The sequence below is a fragment of the Micromonospora sp. LOL_014 genome, from assembly GCF_048060245.1.
Classification (GTDB): domain Bacteria; phylum Actinomycetota; class Actinomycetes; order Mycobacteriales; family Micromonosporaceae; genus Micromonospora_E.
In genome coordinates, this window is the sequence record NZ_JBHMIP010000014.1 from 34,876 (window position 1) to 51,312 (window position 16,437).

14 protein-coding genes and 1 pseudogene are annotated in these 16,437 nt (G+C 73.1%); 10 read left to right on the plus strand and 5 right to left on the minus strand.

Annotated features, from left to right (window positions below; translation table 11 throughout):
• Positions 1–13 precede the first annotated feature (13 nt).
• The gene (locus tag ACFHW1_RS14275; RefSeq protein ID WP_416551715.1) at positions 14–1,009 is read right to left on the minus strand and encodes an HAAS signaling domain-containing protein; all 996 of its coding nucleotides are present in this window, start codon (positions 1,007–1,009) and stop codon (positions 14–16) included.
• Complete coding sequence (locus ACFHW1_RS14280) at positions 1,006–1,338, minus strand: PadR family transcriptional regulator (protein WP_123602621.1); 333 nt, start codon at positions 1,336–1,338, stop codon at positions 1,006–1,008. Before ACFHW1_RS14280 ends, ACFHW1_RS14275 begins: the two co-directional genes overlap by 4 nt.
• Before the next feature lie 148 nt (positions 1,339–1,486).
• Here ACFHW1_RS14280 and ACFHW1_RS14285 point away from each other — a divergent pair, with 148 nt between their 5' ends.
• The 3 genes from ACFHW1_RS14285 (at position 1,487) to ACFHW1_RS14295 (ending at position 4,089) form a co-directional block, all read left to right on the plus strand.
• Positions 1,487–2,233 (plus strand): methyltransferase domain-containing protein, encoded by a 747-nt coding sequence (locus tag ACFHW1_RS14285; protein WP_416551716.1) that lies wholly within the window; start codon positions 1,487–1,489, stop codon positions 2,231–2,233.
• Positions 2,230–3,420: an alkaline phosphatase family protein gene (locus tag ACFHW1_RS14290; RefSeq protein WP_416567987.1), complete on the plus strand. Its 1,191-nt coding sequence runs from the start codon at positions 2,230–2,232 to the stop codon at positions 3,418–3,420. The genes ACFHW1_RS14285 and ACFHW1_RS14290 overlap by 4 nt, the downstream gene beginning before the upstream one ends.
• Before the next feature lie 282 nt (positions 3,421–3,702).
• Positions 3,703–4,089, plus strand: coding sequence for a DUF3040 domain-containing protein (locus ACFHW1_RS14295; RefSeq protein WP_416567986.1), 387 nt, complete (start codon positions 3,703–3,705; stop codon positions 4,087–4,089).
• Positions 4,090–4,346: 257 nt separating this feature from the next.
• Here ACFHW1_RS14295 and ACFHW1_RS14300 read toward each other — a convergent pair whose 3' ends face one another.
• The 3 genes from ACFHW1_RS14300 to ACFHW1_RS14310 are packed head-to-tail and all read right to left on the minus strand — an operon-like array spanning position 4,347 to position 9,223.
• Positions 4,347–6,854: a transglutaminase TgpA family protein gene (locus tag ACFHW1_RS14300; protein WP_416567985.1), complete on the minus strand. Its 2,508-nt coding sequence runs from the start codon at positions 6,852–6,854 to the stop codon at positions 4,347–4,349.
• Positions 6,851–8,149, minus strand: coding sequence for a DUF58 domain-containing protein (locus ACFHW1_RS14305; protein WP_416551721.1), 1,299 nt, complete (start codon positions 8,147–8,149; stop codon positions 6,851–6,853). Before ACFHW1_RS14305 ends, ACFHW1_RS14300 begins: the two co-directional genes overlap by 4 nt.
• A 3-nt stretch (positions 8,150–8,152) precedes the next feature.
• The gene (locus ACFHW1_RS14310) at positions 8,153–9,223 is read right to left on the minus strand and encodes an AAA family ATPase (RefSeq protein ID WP_416551723.1); all 1,071 of its coding nucleotides are present in this window, start codon (positions 9,221–9,223) and stop codon (positions 8,153–8,155) included.
• Positions 9,224–9,672: 449 nt separating this feature from the next.
• On the opposite strand from ACFHW1_RS14310, the gene ACFHW1_RS14315 reads away from it, so the two are divergent.
• The 7 genes and pseudogenes from ACFHW1_RS14315 (at position 9,673) to mnhG (ending at position 16,405) form a co-directional block, all read left to right on the plus strand.
• The gene (locus ACFHW1_RS14315; RefSeq protein ID WP_416615589.1) at positions 9,673–10,335 is read left to right on the plus strand and encodes a universal stress protein; all 663 of its coding nucleotides are present in this window, start codon (positions 9,673–9,675) and stop codon (positions 10,333–10,335) included.
• A gap of 75 nt (positions 10,336–10,410) precedes the next feature.
• Positions 10,411–13,254 (plus strand): hydrogen gas-evolving membrane-bound hydrogenase subunit E, encoded by a 2,844-nt coding sequence (gene mbhE, locus ACFHW1_RS14320; RefSeq protein ID WP_416551812.1) that lies wholly within the window; start codon positions 10,411–10,413, stop codon positions 13,252–13,254.
• Positions 13,251–13,574 (plus strand): annotated as a pseudogene (locus tag ACFHW1_RS14325) (sodium:proton antiporter); the annotation flags it as partial. The gene mbhE and the pseudogene ACFHW1_RS14325, both read left to right, overlap by 4 nt.
• Positions 13,575–13,720: 146 nt before the next feature.
• Positions 13,721–15,229 carry a monovalent cation/H+ antiporter subunit D family protein gene (locus ACFHW1_RS14330; RefSeq protein WP_416615590.1) on the plus strand — a complete coding sequence of 503 codons (1,509 nt, stop codon included), beginning with the start codon at positions 13,721–13,723 and terminating at the stop codon, positions 15,227–15,229.
• Positions 15,230–15,342: 113 nt separating this feature from the next.
• Positions 15,343–15,774 (plus strand): Na+/H+ antiporter subunit E, encoded by a 432-nt coding sequence (locus ACFHW1_RS14335; protein ID WP_416615617.1) that lies wholly within the window; start codon positions 15,343–15,345, stop codon positions 15,772–15,774.
• A gap of 38 nt (positions 15,775–15,812) precedes the next feature.
• Entirely contained in the window at positions 15,813–16,028 is a 216-nt protein-coding gene (locus tag ACFHW1_RS14340) for a monovalent cation/H+ antiporter complex subunit F (protein ID WP_416551814.1), read from the plus strand.
• Entirely contained in the window at positions 16,025–16,405 is a 381-nt protein-coding gene (mnhG, locus tag ACFHW1_RS14345; protein WP_416551728.1) for a monovalent cation/H(+) antiporter subunit G, read from the plus strand. The genes ACFHW1_RS14340 and mnhG overlap by 4 nt, the downstream gene beginning before the upstream one ends.
• Positions 16,406–16,437 lie beyond the last annotated feature (32 nt).

The following is a 16,437-nucleotide window of genomic DNA, read 5'->3' on the forward strand; positions in this document are numbered from 1 at the left end:
CGCCGCGCGCAGGTCAGCTCGGCGACGGGCCGGGTACCGACGGGCTGGGTGCCGGGGTGGTGTCGGGGCTCGGGGGCAGCGCCGGCAGCTCGAACGGGTTCCGCTCAGGACAGAACGGGTAGGTGTACTGCACGTTCGAGTCGCGCAAGGTGATTCGGCCGCCCATACGCGAGAGGCTCTGCCCGACCCGCAGCTGCTCCAGGCCTGGCAACTCACACCAGTTCGGGAAGCCGAGGAGGATCGGCTCGCCGTTCTCGTCGAACAGCCGGGCGCCCTCGATCAGCCGGCCCTGGCTGTCGTAGACGTAAACATCCAGTGGAGACGCTGAAGACGGCAACGGGGGACTGAGGTAGGCCGCACCACCGTTCGACTCCATCACGACGACCGGACCTTCTTCCGCCGGCGGGAAGAGTACGAACGCGGCTGAGCACAGCACCACCAGGGCGCTGGCCACCACAGTCGCCCGCCGGGGCCACCGGGACAGTCGCTGTCCCCGGCGGCCGAGCCAGACGGAGCCGATCGTCATGCCGGTGAGCACCAGCACCCCGGCCGCGATGCTGCCGCCGGGCGCGGGCAGCGGTCCGACCAGCTCGCCGGCGGCGAGGTACGCGAACAGCGTCGCCGCCAGGTAGCCGCGCAGCACCCACCAGCTGGGGCGCAGCGACCGCAGGAACTCGCTGGCGGTGCCGTAGCCGAGGACCGGCCCGATCCGGCGGTCGATCCGGCCCAGCCGGTCGCGGGTGGCCTGCCAGGCGACGGCCGCCCGGTGGCCGACCCCCGGCGTCGCCGCCGGGGCGTCCAGCGCGGCACTGGTACGCAGTTCGGCGGCGTACTCCGTCGGGTCGCCGAGCCGGTCGACCAGCGTGCCGTCGCCTTCGGCGAGCACCTCGGCGAGGTGCTCGGGCAGATCCTCGAGCAGTTCGCCGCGGACCTGGTCCGGCAGGTCGGCCAGCGCGGACCGGACCTGCTCGACGTAGTGCGTGATCTCAGCCTGCGTCGCGGCGTTCACGCCGCCACCCCCCGATCGTCAAGTAGGTTGTCCATCGTCGTGGCGAAGCTGCGCCAGGTCTTGCCGGAGCGGGTCAACTGGTCACGCCCGGCGCCGTTGAGCGAGTAGTACTTGCGGTGCGGGCCCTCCTCGGACGGGACCACGTAGGTGGTGAGCAGACCGGCCTGGAACAGCCGGCGCAGCGTGCCGTACACCGAGGCGTCGCCGACCTCGGTCAGCCCGGCGGTGCGTAGTCGCCGCAGGATGTCGTAGCCGTAGCCGTCCTCGTGCTGCAGCACAGCGAGGACGGCCAGGTCGAGCACCCCTTTGAGAAGCTGGGTGGTATCCACGCCTCACAGACTACTTCGCAGTGCGATGTACCGTCAATCGCGGAGTACCGCCCCGGCGACCACCGGCGCGCCCGGATCTGGCCGCACCGCACCGGGGTGGGCCGCACCGGACCGAGTGGGACCGGGTCGGGCCGATAGGCTCGCGCGAGTGGAACTGACACACATCCCGGCCGCCCAGGCGGCCGGCCCGCGAACCGCCGTGGTCTGGTCCGTACTGCGTCACGAACTGGACCGGCAGCCCGGCCGCAGGCTCACCGTGGTCGACGTCGGCGGCGGCACCGGTGGCTTCGCGGTGCCGCTGGCCGAGGCCGGACACCAGGTGACCGTGGTCGACGCCAGCCCCGACGCGCTGGCCGCGCTCACCCGCCGGGCCGCCGACGCCGGGGTCGCCGACCGGATCACCGCCGCCCAAGGCGACGGCGACGCGCTCGGCGAGCTGATCGCGCCGGCCAGCGTCGACCTGGTGCTCTGCCACGCGGTGCTGGAGGTGGTCGACGAGCCGGCCCGGGTGGTGGAGTCGCTGGCCACGGTGCTGCGGCCGGGCGGGGCGGCCAGCGTACTGGTCGCCGGCCGCGCCGCGGCGGTGCTGGCCCGCGCGGTCAACGGACATCTCGACCTCGCCGCCGCACTGCTCGCCGACTCACAGGGCGCCGCCGGCGCGCGGGACACGCTACGGCGCCGCTACGACGCCGACCGCGCCGTCGATCTGCTCGCCGCCGCCGGGCTGCGGGTCGAGCAGATCCACGGGGTACGGGTGCTGTCCGACCTGCTGCCGGCGGCCGTCGCCGAGGGCGACCCGCAGGCCCTGCTCGCCCTGGAGCTCGCCGTCGCCGCCCAGCCGCCGTACCGGGACCTCGCCACCCAGCTGCACCTGTTCGCCCGGCGTCCGCTGTGACAGCGGCGGACCCGCCGGCTGCGGAGCTGCTGCGCCCGGTGCGTCCGGAGTACGGCGCGGCCAGCCTCGCCGACGTGCTGCCCAGTGTGCTGGCGGTGCTCGGGGTGCCCGGCGCGAGTGACGTACTCGGCCTCACCGGGCCGCTCACCGGGGTGCGGCGCGTCGTCGTGCTGCTGGTCGACGGGCTCGGCTGGCACCAACTGCCGGCAGCTGGCGAGCACGCCCCGACGCTGGCCGCGCTCGTCGCCGGTCGGTACGCGCGGCGGCTCACCACCGGCTTTCCGTCCACCACGCCGACCAGCCTGGTCAGCTTCGGCACCGGCGCCGCGCCGGGGGCGCACGGGGTGCTGGGCTTCCGCAGCCTGGTGCCCGGCACCGACCGGGTGCTCAACCACGTCGACTGGCGGGACGACCCGGACCCGCGGCGGTGGCAGCCGGTGTCGACCCAGCTGGAACGGGCAGCGGCCGCCGGGGTGGCGGTCACCGTGGTCAGCCGGCCCGAGTTCGCCGGCAGCGGGCTGACGGTCGCCGCCAACCGGGGCGGTGCGTACCGGGGCGCGGCCGACACCGACGCCCTCGCCGCCGGGCTGCTCGACGCGGTCACCGCCGGCGACGCTCCGGTGCTGGTCTCCGGCTACCATCCCGACCTGGACCGGCACGGCCACCTGTCCGGGGTCGGTTCCCCGCCCTGGCGGGCCGCCGCCGCCGACCTGGACCGGCTGCTGGACCGGGTGCTGGCCGATCTGCCCCGGGACGCGGCGCTGCTGGTGACCGCCGACCACGGCCAGCTGAATGTGCCGGCCGACCCGCGACACCGGTTCGACCTGGACACCGACCCCCGGCTGCGGGCCGGCGTGCGGGTGGTCGCCGGGGAGCCCCGCGCCCGCTACCTGCACCCGGTGCCGGGCGCGGTGGGCGACGTCATCGCCGGGTGGCGGGCCGTCCTCGGCCCGGCGGCCCGGGTGGCCGAGCGGGACGAGCTGATCGCCGAAGGCTGGTTCGGCCCGGTGCCACCGGATCATTTGGGCCGGATCGGTGACGTCGTGGTGATCTGTCGGGACCGGTCCGTCGTGGTGGCCACCCGGACCGACCCGGTCGGCTCCGCGCTGGTCGGCTTCCACGGTGGAGTGACCGAGGTCGAGATGGCCGTTCCACTTCTGATCGCCACCGGTGCGGGTCCCGAGTGATTTGCCCGGTTGGGTGTGCTATGGGAGTGAAACTCGCGGTGCGGCAGGCGAGAAAGATCGAGTTCCTGGTGTGACGAGGGCCGGGCAGCGGTGCACTGTCCGGTCGGGCGGCTACTCTGTTACCAGGTGATGACGTCCGCCGGACGGAAAATCAACCTAGGCGGTCCGTCGTCCGGCTTTCCGACCCGCGACCCCCCTCGTAGACTTGCGGGTAAGCAGCCGGTTGGCTGCCACGGTCTGTCGGTCCGACCGGGCTGACCAACGTGACCGGGGAGGAGTGCCGTGCCGCTCTCGGAGCACGAGCAGCGGCTGTTCGAGCAGATCGAGCGGTCGCTTGCCGAGGACCCCAAATTCGCCTCGGCCGTGCGCGCCAGCGACCCGCGTTTCTACACGCGGCGTCGCCTGCTCGTCGCTGCCGGTGTGATCATCATTGGCCTTGCCCTGGTCGTTTACGGCACAGTGAGCAAAGTGCCACTGCTCGGTGTGGCCGGCTTCGTGGTCATGCTCGGGGCGGCGGCGTTCGCCATGCAGTCCCAGCGCAAGTCGAACTCGCCCGACCTGCGGGTGGTCGGCGGGACCACGCGCCGGAAGACCCGCAGCGGGCGACGGTCATCGCTGATCGACCGGCTGGACGAACGCTGGCGCCAGCGGCCGGAGGGCCACCGCTGACCTAGCCTGCGGGCATCAGCCGCCCGGTCCGGCGTGACCGGGCGGTCGTGTCGTGCCCACCTACCGGCCCGCCACGCCGGGCAGCGGCGGTCGGCCACGGATCTCGTCGACTGACCGTGCTGCTTGACTGACCGCGCTGCGATCGAGCGTCCCGGCACGTGGGCGATTATGCCCGGTACGCCGACCCGAGGTGGCGGTTTCGCGAAACCCAGTCGGTGTGACTCGACAGACCGGCCGGTCCGCAGACCCGGGACGGGTCAACGACCCGCCCGGTTGGCCAACAGCCGGCGCGGGCTCAACCGCACCGCCGCGTCGCGCCACCGGCCGACGACCGAGAACACCCGGCTGTACGCCTCGACGATCGCGTCCCGCCAGCGCAGCAGTACCGACAGTGGCAGCAGCCGGGCCGCCAACCGGGTACGCCAACCCACCCCGGCCGCCAACGCCGCCCGTACCCGGCCCAACGCCTCGACCAGCGGCTCGCCCGGCACCGGCTGACGGGCGTACCGGGCCCGCTCCTCCGCCCGGCTGAGCAGCTGGACCGCGTCGGCCGCCGTACCGTGGACCGACTCCAGACCGGCCAACCGCCCCGCCGTCGCCCGCGGCGTCTCCGACCGGTCGACCGGCATCCGCAGGTCGACCAGGGTGTCGACCAGTTCGCTCCAGACGGCGTGCGCGTGCTGCCGGGCGGCCCCGGCGTCGGCACCGGTGACCGTCATCACCGGGGCAGCACCGGCGGCGGTCCCGCTCGCGGCGGGGGAGTCGGTGTCCCGAGTGTCCGTCGGGTCGGTGCCCGCCGGGGTCACCGGAGCCAGGACCCGGGCCAGCCGCCGACGGCGTACCGTCGCGCGTCGGGACGCCGGCAGGGCCGCCAACACGAGCACCGCGACCACCCCGGCGAGGGTCCACCACGGCCAACGGGGACCGGCGGTGGAATCAGCGGCGGATCCGGCACCCAGCGCACCCGGGTCGAGCTGGCCGGGTCCGGTCTCTGGCAGCGCCGTCGTCGACGGCGCGGCGGACGGGGCCGCGCTCGGTCCGGCGCTCGGGCCGGCGTCCGGCGGGGCGTCCACGTCCGGCGCCCACTCGGAGCGCACCGAGCCGGGGATGCTCGCCGCCGGGGTCGGGTCGAACGGCACCCAGCCGAGCCCGGCGAAGTAGACCTCGGTCCACGCGTGCAGGTTGAGGTTGGTCAGTGTGTACGTGTTCTCCAGCCGCTGGGAGCCGTTGGTGAAACCGAACGCCACCCGGGCCGGCACGTCCGCGGCGCGGACCAGCCACGCCATCGCGGCGGCGTACTGCTGGCAGAAACCGACCTTGTTGTCCAGGAAGTTGACGATGTCCTGGCTGGCCGTGCCGCCCTCGGTAGCCAGGCTGTAGGTGAAACCGTTGTCCCGGGAGAAGTGCTCGTAGATGGCCAGCACGCGGTCGTAGTCGCTGCGCGCGCCGGCGGTCAGCTCCCCGACCAGCTCGGTCACCTGCGGCACCTGCGGCACTGCGGTGAACGCCTGCCGCAGGTCGTCGTCGGCCGGCAGCGGTTGGGACCGGCGTAGTGCCCCCGGGGTGTAGCTGGTGCGGACGTACTCGAATCCGTAGGTCATGTTGCGGGCCCGCGACCGGCCGGAGAAGACGATCTGCGCGGTGAGGTCGTAGGCCCAGCTGCCATCCACGTCGCGCATCTGCACCGGCACCGCGTAGGTCGGCAGCAGCGCCATGTTGAAGTTTCCGGTGACCTCGACGGTCGCCTCGTACGCCTGGTGGCTGACCCCGGTGTTGCGGATGTCCGGGTCGGTCCGCGGGTCGGGCAGCGACCGGGCCGAGTCCGGCCGCCCGCGTGGCGGGCGACTGGCGAAACCGTCTTCTCGCAGCTCATCGGCGATGCCGATTCGCAGGTACGCCGGGTCCGGGTCGTTTGTCGTCACCCGGATCATCTCGGTGACCTCGCTCTGGTTGAGCTGGCCGCTCAACGCCGCGAACAGGTTCACCTGGCCGGGTCCGTTGCCCAGCCCGTTGCCCCCGGTCCCGCCGCCGCTGAGGTTGGTCAGCAGCCCGGACGTCATGCCGGGGATGGTCAGCGGGATCAGCACCGCGATGACCACCCCGAGCACGGCGAGCCGGCGACCGGCGGCGGCCAGCGGCGACGGCTCCCAGACGTCAACGTCCCGGCCGTCGCCGGTGAATCGGCGGCCGAACCGACGGACCCGGTCGACGTTGTCGGCCATCAGCAGCCACAGGTAGCCGACCGCGCCGACCACGAACGGTGCCGCCGGAACGCTGTCGACGTAGATCGCCACCGGCACCGAGTAGATCGCCAGCATCGGCAGGCCGGCCAGCGCCGGCCGGCGCAGGGTCACCGTGAGCACGTCGACGACGACCGCGACCGAACCGATCCCCAGCGCGGTGATGAACAGCAGCGCGTCGCCGTCGGGCACCGGTACGCCGTACGCGTGCACGTCTTGCGCCGACTGGGCCAGCAGCGCGCCGAAATGGCCGATCGTCGCCGGCGACGGCAGCACCGCGAGCAACTCGTCGCCGCTGGGGAACAGCCAGGTCAGGGCGAGGAGCAGCGCGCCGATCATGGCCACCGGGTGCAGCCATCCGGGAGCCCGCAACGAGCGGACCAGCATCCCGGCGCCACCGATCATGGTCACGGTGATCGCGCACTGCACCAGCCAGGTCCAGTCCTGGAAGATGGTGGCCATCGGCGCGGCCGCCATCAGGGTGGCTGCCGCCGCGACCAGACCGAGGTGTCTACGGGTGGTCAATTCACTCCTCCGGCTATCGTCTCGGCCAGCGCGGCCCGCCAGGCGAAGCCCTGGGAACCCCGGGCGAGCTGCGGCCACAGCGACGGAAACTGGTCACCGTGGTTCACGCCGATCACCCGCCAGCCGCTCTGCAGCAGCGACAGCGCGGCGGCACCGTGCGCCCGGTCGGCCTCGGTCCGCTCGTCAGGGCTCAGATTCATCCAGGTCGAGCTGTCGATCAGCAGGCCGACGCAGGTCGACCGGTTGCCCCGCAACCCGGCCAGCAGCTCCGCCTCGGGCGGGGTGAGCGCCCCGAACAACGCCACCACCAGCGAACTGTCCGAACGGCGGCGTACCTGTTCGACCAGGGTGGCGATGTCGCTGCGCTGGCTGGCGGTGACGTCGGCCAGCCGGTCGAGCAGCATGCCGTCCCCGTCGGCCTCGGTGGCGTCGGCGTCGATGCCGGTGTCGGTGACCAGCCGCAGCCGGTAGCCGTTCGACCGGAAGTGCACGGCGATGCTCGCCGCCGCCGCCACCGCCCACTCGAAGCTCGCCGTCGGGCCCTCGCCACGGTGCGCGTACGCCCGGGTGTCGAGCACCACGGTCGCCCGGGTCTCCCACGGCTGCTCCTCCCGGCGCACCATCAGTTCACCGGTGCGGGCGGTCGACTTCCAGTGCACTCGGCGCAGGTCGTCACCGCGGCGGTACTCGCGGGTGGCGGAGTCGTCGTCGCCGTGCACCGCCACCGACCGGGCCCGGCTGTCACCGGATCCGGCGTACTCGCTGGCGAGTCGGACCGACGGCAGCGCGGTGACCTGCGGGATGACCGTGAGCCGGTCGACGCTGGGGAAGGCCCGGGTCAGCTCGCACAGGCCGAACGGGTCGGTGAGCCGGACCACCAGCGGCCCGACCTCGTAGCGGCCGCGGACCTCGGCCCGCACCGTGTACGCCACCGAACTGGCCTGCTGGGCACCGAGCCGTTCCAGCACCACCCGGGGCCGGCTGCCCAGGGCGTACGGCAGCCGGTCCTCCAGCAGCAGGGTGCCGGTGGGCAGCCGGGACAGGTTCTGCAGTCGCAGCACCACCCGGGCGTTGGAGCCGACCGGGACCCGGTGCGGCTCCAACGCCCGGGTGCAGGCCAGCTTGTACCGGCTACGGCCCACGTACAGGGCGGCCAGCAGCGGCAGGACGGCCAGCAGGATGGCGACCCGCAGCAGGTCCTTCTCGCCGAGGATCAGCGCCGAGACGACCGCCGCCGCACCGGCGGCCAGGAACGACCGGCCGCGGGTGGTGAGGCCGCGCAGCGCCGCCCGCATCGGTCACCGCCCTCGCGGCTCGAAGGGGACCGCCATCGTGCCGTCCGCCGGGCCGAACTGGCGACCGTCGTACGCCGCAGCGGCCGGCCGTTGCCGTTCGTGGGGTAACGGCATCCGGTGCACCAGCTCGGCGATGATCGCGTCGGTGGTCCGCCGGGCGAGTTGGGCCTCGGCGGTCGGGATCAGCCGGTGGGCCAGCACCGGAACGGCGAGCGCCTGCAGGTCGTCCGGGAGCACGTAGTCGCGGCCCTCCAGCGCGGCGACCGCGCGGGCGGTACGCAGCAGCTGCAGCGTCGACCGGGGCGAGGCACCGAGCCGCAGCTCCGGGGACTCACGGGTGGCGGTCACCAGGTCCACCGCGTACTGCTTGACCGGGTCGGCGACGTGTACCTCCCGGACGGTGGCGATCAGCCGCCGTACCCCCGCCGCGTCGGAGACCGGCTGCAACTGGTGCACCGGACCTGCCGCGCCGTGCCCGTCGAGCATGGCCAGCTCGGCGCTCGGGTCGGGGTAGCCCATCGCGATCCGGGCGGTGAACCGGTCCCGCTGCGCCTCCGGCAGCGGGTAGGTGCCCTCCATCTCGATCGGGTTCTGGGTGGCGATCACCATGAACGGCGTCCGCAGCTCGTAGGTGGTGCCGTCGACGGTGACCTGTCGCTCCTCCATGCATTCGAGTAGCGCGGCCTGGGTCTTCGGGGACGCCCGGTTGATCTCGTCGCCGACCACCAGGTTGGCGAAGACCGCGCCCGGTTTGAACTCGAAGTCGTGGTTGTCCTGGTTGTAGACGCTGACTCCGGTCACGTCGCTGGGCAGCAGGTCCGGGGTGAACTGGATCCGGCGTACGGAGCAGTCGATCGACCTGGCCAGCGTCTTGGCGAGTTTGGTCTTGCCGACTCCGGGAACGTCCTCGATCAGGAGGTGTCCCTCCGCGAGCAGGACGGCGAGTGCCAGCCGAACCGTGGCGGTCTTGCCCTCTATGACCTGATCTATGTTGGCCACGATGGCGTCGGACACGGCGCGGAACTCGTCATGGGGCATCGGAGCACCCAGATCGTCCCAGCTGTCTTGGGTCACGATCCTCCTCCTCGTCGTACGGCGTCACGCGGGTCGGTCGCTCCGGCCGCCCGCCGTCGGTCAGGTGGGGGACCGTCGTCTCCCGCCGCAGGGACCCCACATGCCTCTCAGGCTATCCATCTTTCGCAGGTCCGCCATCCACGGGACGGCGTGGTCTGCTCACCCGCCCCTGCTCACCGTGGGCGACCCGGTCGTGGACGGACGGTCCGGGCATCGCGCGGGAGCGGACCGGGCGGCACCCGCTCCCACCGGGAGTACGGGCCGGTGACCGGTCCGGTTCAAGTGCCCACCCGGACCACTCGCCCCGCCCCGACCGACACCACCCGCCGGTGTGAACTCGCCGGGCGGCCGGGTAGGACCGGCATTTCCCGGGTAGTCGGCGACGCCAGCGGTGACCAGGCCAGATAGTCGGGCCGGGCCGACCGGTACGTGCAACCGGAGGGAGCTGGATGTCCACAGCCGGCTACATCGTGACCGTCGTCGCCGTCTGGGTGCTCTCCGGGATCGTAGCGGTGGCGGTGTTCATCACCCGGCACGGCCAACGCGCCTGGTACTGGTATCCGTTGGGCGCCGTGCTCGGACTGCTCTTCGTCCCGATCGCGGTGGAGCGCGGATCGCGACCGACGGGGCGGTTGGAGACCCGCCCGGCATCGGCCGACACCGGGCCGAGTGCACCCGGCACCGGGCCCCGGGTGCTGGTCGGCCTGGACGGCTCCGCCGACTCCGAGCACGCCCTGCGTACGGCGCACCGGGTGCTCGCCGGTCGCGCCAGCGAGCTGATCCTGACCACCGTGGTCGACGTCGCCGCGGTCGATCGGGGCGAACGCACCGCCGAAGAGGTCGACCAGCTGGACCGGGCGCGGGACCTGCTCACCGATCGGGCGGCCCGACTGCGCCGCGCCGACGGGCCGCCCCTGCCGAGCAGCATCGAGATAGTCACCGGCCGGCCCGCCCGGGCCCTGCTGGATGTCGCGCGGGCTCGCGACGTGGACATGATCGTGGTCGGGCGGCGGGGCAGTGGACTGTCCAACCGGCTGCTCGGCAGCGTCGCCGACCAGGTGCTCCGGGACGCCACCCGGCCGGTGCTGCTGGCCGCCAGCGAGGACGGTTGAGGTGCGACCGGCGACCGTCGACCGGTGCCGGGCCGGTCCGTACGCCCGGACCACCGCCGCGGCGAGGGGTGCCCGTTGACGATGGTCGCGGTGCTGGCCCTGTTGATCGGGCTCGCCGCCGCCGTACCACTGCTCACCCGCTCGCTCGGCCGCGACGCCGGCTACCCGCTCGCGGTCGGCTACCTGTTGGGTTGCGGGCTGCTCGCCTCCCGGCTGCCGGTGGTGCTGGACAACGGCGCGGTCGGGGTCTCCGCGCGCTGGCTGCCGTCGCTGGACATCGCGTTCGCGCTGCGGCTCGACGGCCTGGCGATGGTCTTCGGGCTGCTGGTGCTCGGGGTCGGCGCGCTGATCATGATGTACTGCCCGCGCTACCTCGCCCCGCACCGCCCGTGCGCCGCGCTCTACACGCTGCTGACCCTGTTCACCGTGGCGATGCTCGGCCTGGTCTTCGCCGCCGACACCGTACTGCTGTTCCTGTTCTGGGAGCTGACCACGGTCTGCTCATTCTTTCTGATCGGTCTGGCCAGTCCGGCGGCGGCCCGCCCCGCAACCCGGGCGTTGCTGGTCACCGCCGGTGGCGGCTTGGCGCTGCTGGCGGCGGTCGTGGTGATGGTGGTCGCGCTGGGCACCAGCGACCTGACCACCATCCTGGCCTACCCCGACCGGCTGCTCGGCTCGCCGGTCGCCTGGGTGGTCGGTGGGCTGCTGATCGTCGCGGCGTTCACCAAGTCCGCGCAGTTCCCGTTTCACTTCTGGCTGCCCAGCGCGATGGTGGCGATCACCCCGGTCAGCGCCTACCTGCACGCCGCGACGATGGTCAAGGCCGGGATCTACCTGCTGATCCGGTTCTCGCCGATCTACGCCGAGCAGGCTGCCTGGACCATCGTGCTGGTCCTCGGCGGGCTCGGCACCGCGCTGGCGGGTGCGTTCCTCGCGCTGCGCCAGCACGACCTGAAGGCCATGCTGGCGTACTCGACGGTCAGCCAGCTCGGGCTGCTGGTCGGGGTTATCGGGGTCGGCACCCCGGCGGCGCTGGCCGCCGCGGTGCTGCACACCGTCGCGCACGCGTTGTTCAAGGCCACCCTGTTCATGCTCGTCGGCATCATCGACCGGGAAGCCGGCAGCCGGGACATCCGACAGCTCTCCGGCCTGCGCCACGTGATGCCGGTGACCGCCACCCTGACTGGGCTGGCCGCGATGTCGATGGCCGGCCTGCCGCCGTTGCTCGGCTTCGTCAGCAAGGAGGCGATCTTCGATGCGTTGATCAAGACCGGGGTCGATCCGTGGCTCAGCCCGTCGGCCGAGGTACTGGCGGTTTCGGCGTCGGCCCTGACCTTCGCGTACGGCGCCCGGATCGTCTATGAGACCTTCGCCGGACCGCCGCGACAGCCGGAGCTGTACGAGCCAGCGTGGACGTTTCTCACCCCGGCGGCGATCGCCGCGCTGCTGAGCCTGCTGCTCGGCCCGGCGGCCGCGCTGCTCGGCCCGTTGATTGACCAGGCGACCGAAAACGCGTCCCCCGGCGGCGATCCGCCGTACGTGGCGTTCTGGCACGGCTTCAACCCGGCACTGGCGTTGTCGGCGCTCACCGTGCTGGCTGGTACGGCCCTGTTCATCGCCCGCAGCCGGGTCGACCAGCTGGTGCAGTCGGTCCGGCTGCCGCCCGCCGGGGCGGTCACCTTCGACCGTTGCTACGGCGCGCTGCTGAGACTGGGCGGGATCGTCGGCCGGCCGACCCGCTACGACTCGCCGGCCGCCCATCTGTTCCGGCCGGTGCTGCTGCTGGTGCTGCTCGGGGCGGCCGGCAGCGCCGCGCTGGGATCGATGCCGCCCTGGCCGGCCGCAAGCGCGGCGGCCGGCGACTGGCCGCTGTTGGTGCTGCTGGCGGTGGCCCTGGCCGGGATCGTGCTGGCCAGGTCGGCGCTCGCGGCGGTCGGGCTGCTGAGCCTGGTCGGTCTGATGGTCGCCACCTGGTTCCTGCTCGCCGGCGCGCCGGACGTGGCGCTGACCCTGATGCTCGTCGAGGTACTGACCGCAGTCGTCACGATGCTCGTCCTGCGCCGGCTGCCGGCCCGGCTGCCGGGCGCCGGGCGCCAGCCGGTCAGCTTTTTCGCCGCCGCGCTGGCCGTCGCCGCCGGGGCCGTCGCGGTGGCCGCGACGGTCGGGCTGACCGGTCGTCGTGACCTGTCCGCCCCAGGGGACTACTTCCTGCGGACTGCGAAACCGGCGACCGGGGGCGGCAACGTGGTCAACGTGATCCTGGTCGAGTTCCGGGCGTTCGACACCCTCGGTGAGGCGACCGTCCTCGTCGCCGTGGCACTCGGGCTGGTCGGGCTGTTCCGGACCACCGGACGCGGTGTCGTCGGCGGGCCTGGCGCCGCTGGCGGGCCTGGCGGCACCGCTGGGCGCGGCCGCACCGGAACCGGCCCGGCCGTACCGGATCCGGTGCTCCGGTTCGCGCACCGACTGCTCACCCCGGTGATGCTGGTGGTCTCGGCGTGGCTGTTCCTACGCGGCCACGACGAGCCCGGCGGCGGCTTCGTCGCCGCGCTGGTGGCCGGGATCGCGGTCGGGCTCGGCCAGCTGGCGTACGTGGCGTACGCCGGCCGCTCACCGATGGCGGCCGGCCGGCTGCGGCCCCGGCCGCTGCTCGCCGCAGGGCTGCTGACCTGTCTCGGGATCGGCCTGTCCGCGCTGCTGGCCGGTGAGCCGTTCCTGACGCCGTCGCCGGGACTGAAACTGTCGGTGCTCGGCTTCTCGGTGTCCCTGGTGACCTTCTTCGACCTCGGCGTCTATCTGATGGTGTTGGGCCTGATCACGGCGGCGGTACGGCGGCTCGGCACGGTGGTCCCGTCGGACGCTGGCGTCGCATCGGACGCGCCGGTCCCGCCGGACGCGGCGGGGGTGCGGGCACCGTGACCGTCGCGTTGGTGATCGGCCTGCTCACCGCGGCCGGCGTCTATCTGATCCTGCACCGCGGCCTGATCCGGGTCGTCATCGGCTTCGTCCTGCTCGGCCACGCCGTCAACATCCTGCTGCTCGCCTCGGGCGGGCTGTGGCGCCGGCAGCCGCCGTTCGGCGACATCGACCCGGCGGCGACGGCCGATCCGCTGCCCCAGGCCTTCGCGCTCACCGCCATCGTGATCACCTTCGGCATCACGATCTTCCTGCTCGCGCTCGCGGTGGTCGACCGGCCGCGGCCGGGCCGACCCGACTTGGAGCTGGGCGAGGCCGGTCCGGACGGCAGGGACGGTCCGGACGGCGCGGCGGGACCGGAGCCGGAACCCGGCCCGGAGCCGGTGCTGACCGAGCCACGGTCGATGTCCGACCAGGTCGCCGAACACGGTCGGACAGCGGCCGGCGGCGACACCGGGGAGCTGCCCCGATGAATGCGCCGCTGCCGCTGGTCGGTCCGATCGTGCTGCCACTGGTAGTGGCCGGACTACTGCTGGCCGTGCCGAGTCGGTTGACACTGCACCGGATCGGCTGGCTGGGTACCGGCGCGGCTGTGCTCGCCCAGGGCGGTACGCTGCTGGCCGCGACCCGCCGTGGTGAGGTGCTGACCGAACGGATCGGTGGCTGGCCGGCCGGCTTCGCGATCACCCTGGCGGCGGACACCTTCAGCGCGCTGATGGTCACGGTCGTGGCGCTGGTCGTGCTGCTGTGCGGGGTCTTCGCCATCGGTTCCGGGGACGACCGACGGCCGTACCTGGTCCCACTGGCGCTGATGACGAGCGCCGGCGCGTTCGGGGCCTTCCTGACCGCCGACCTGTTCAACCTGTTCGTGCTGATCGAGGTCATGCTGGTGCCGTCTTACGTGCTGCTGACCGCCGGCGCCGGCCGGGAGCGGACGGTGGCCGGTCGGATCTACGTGACCGTCAATCTGCTGGCGTCCACGATCCTGCTGGCCGGGGTGGGGCTGGTCTACGCCGTCGCCGGCACCGTCGATCTCGGCGAACTGGCCGGGGCGGCCGGCCGCGACGGCGCGTTGGCCCTCGCCGGCACCGTGGTGCTGCTCGCCCTGGCGGTGAAGGCCGCGGTGGTGCCGCTGCACGGCTGGCTGCCCCGCAGTTACCCGTACGCGCCACCGGTGGTCACCGCGCTGTTCTCCGGCATCCTCACCAAGGTCGGCGGGTACGCGATCGTCCGGATCGTGGCGGTGGTCTACGACGGCGCGGTCGACTACCGGTGGGTGATCGGGCTGGCCGCCGCCGTGACCATGGTGATCGGCGTCCTCGGGGCGCTCGGCGAGACCACGATGCGTTCAGTGCTCGCGTTCCACATGGTCAGCCAGATCGGCTACCTGCTGATCGGGCTGGTGGTGTTCAGCCCGGCCGCACTCACCGCGGCGATCTTCTTCCTGGTGCAGTACATCCTGGTCAAGGCGGCGCTGTTCCTCTGCGCCGGTGCGGTGGTGGTCGGCTACGGCACCGATCGGCTGGACCGGCTCGGTGGGCTGGCCACGGCGCACCGGCTGCTCGCCCTGGCCTTCATCGGCGCGGGGCTGTCGCTGGCCGGGATGCCGCCGTTCTCCGGATTCCTGGCCAAGTTCCTGCTGCTGCGGGCCGCGGTCGCCGACGGCAACTATCTGATCTTCGCGGTCGCGGTGCTGGTCAGCCTCGGGACACTCATCTCGATGATCAAGATCTGGGATCTGGCGTTCTGGGGCGAACCCGCGCCCGCACCCCCGGACCCGGCCGGCCACCCGCCCGCCCGCACCACCGACGACGTACCGCCGCGGATCGCCACCTGGCTGACCGGGCCGGCGGTGCTGCTCGCGGCCCTCACCCTGCTGCTGGGGTCGGCCGCGCAGCCCCTGCTCGGTCTGGCGGCCACCGCAGCCGACGGACTGATCGACCCGAGTGCCTATGTAGAGGCGGTGACCGGACGGTGACCAGACGAACGCGACGGACGGAAGAGCCCCGTACCGGCCAGGTGGAGAGCCGCACCGGCCGGCGAGCCGGCGGTGGCCGGGCCGGCAGGCCGCGCCGGGGGCCGGTCCGGACGCTGCTGCACTGGCCGGTCCGGACGCTGCGCCGGGCCGGCCGGGTGCTGGGCTTTGTCGGCTACTTCACCGGTCGTCTGGTGGTGGCGAACGTGGTCGTCGCCCGGGAGATCGTCACGCCGGGCAGCGGGCTGTCGCCGGGGATCGTCGAGTTCCCGCTGCGGACCCGGACCGGCACCGAGATGGTGCTGATGGCGCTGGCCGTCGGACTGACCCCGGGCACACTCACCGTGGCGGTCCGGCCGCAACCGCCGACCCTGTTCGTGCACGGTATGCATGCCGAGGACCCGCAGCGGTTCCGTGCCGAACTCGCCCGGCTACAGGACCACCTGCTGCCCGCCGCGCGCCCGGTCGACGCGGTCGACGCGGTCGACGCGGTCGACGCGGTCGAGCCGGTCGACCCGGCCGACCAGCCGGGGGGAGCCCGCCGGTGACCGGACTCGACCTCGTTCTCGCCGTCCTGGCCCTGGCGATGGCGACGGCGATCATCCGTCTGGTGATCGGCCCGACCGACGCCGACCGTGCCGCCGCCGTCGACTTCGGCTTCTTCGTCTTCATCGCCGGGGTGGCGGTCCTCGCCGCCCGGCTGCGGATCGCCGAACTGCTCGACATCGTGCTGACCGCGACCCTGGTCGGGTTCCTCGCCACGGTCGCGCTCGCCCGCCTGGTGCATCGGAGGAGCCGGTGACCGGCTGGAACGTGCTCGCCGGGGTACTGCTCGGTGCGGGCACCCTGCTGATCGGGATCACCGGGCTCGGCATGCTACGGCTGCCCGACGTCTACAACCGGATGAACGCGGTGGCGAAGGCGGCCAGCCTGGGCCTGGTGCTCATCCTGCTCGGCGTGCTGACCCTGCTGCCCAGCCCACGGACCGCGGCGGTGGTGACCCTGGCCGTGCTGCTGCAGGTGGTCACCGCGCCGGTCGGCGGGTACGCGCTGGCCCGGGCGGCCTACCTGTCCGGTGCGCCGATGAGCCCGCAGAGCAGGTTCGACGCCCTCGCCGAGCAGGGCGAGAGACGGCCGGGCGCGGTGCCGGAGGGACCGGGGGAGGCCAGCCGACCGTAGCCGTAGCCGTCGCCGTCGCCGTCGCCGTCGCC

Excerpts from the sequence above, each read along its gene's own strand:
- ACFHW1_RS14330 (WP_416615590.1), top strand. The coding sequence starts at position 13,721 with ATGAATGCGCCGCTGCCGCTGGTCGGTCCGATCGTGCTGCCACTGGTA.
- ACFHW1_RS14315 (WP_416615589.1), top strand. The coding sequence starts at position 9,673 with ATGTCCACAGCCGGCTACATCGTGACCGTCGTCGCCGTCTGGGTGCTC.
- ACFHW1_RS14340 (WP_416551814.1), top strand. The coding sequence starts at position 15,813 with ATGGCGACGGCGATCATCCGTCTGGTGATCGGCCCGACCGACGCCGAC.
- ACFHW1_RS14305 (WP_416551721.1), bottom strand. The coding sequence starts at position 8,149 with ATGCGGGCGGCGCTGCGCGGCCTCACCACCCGCGGCCGGTCGTTCCTG.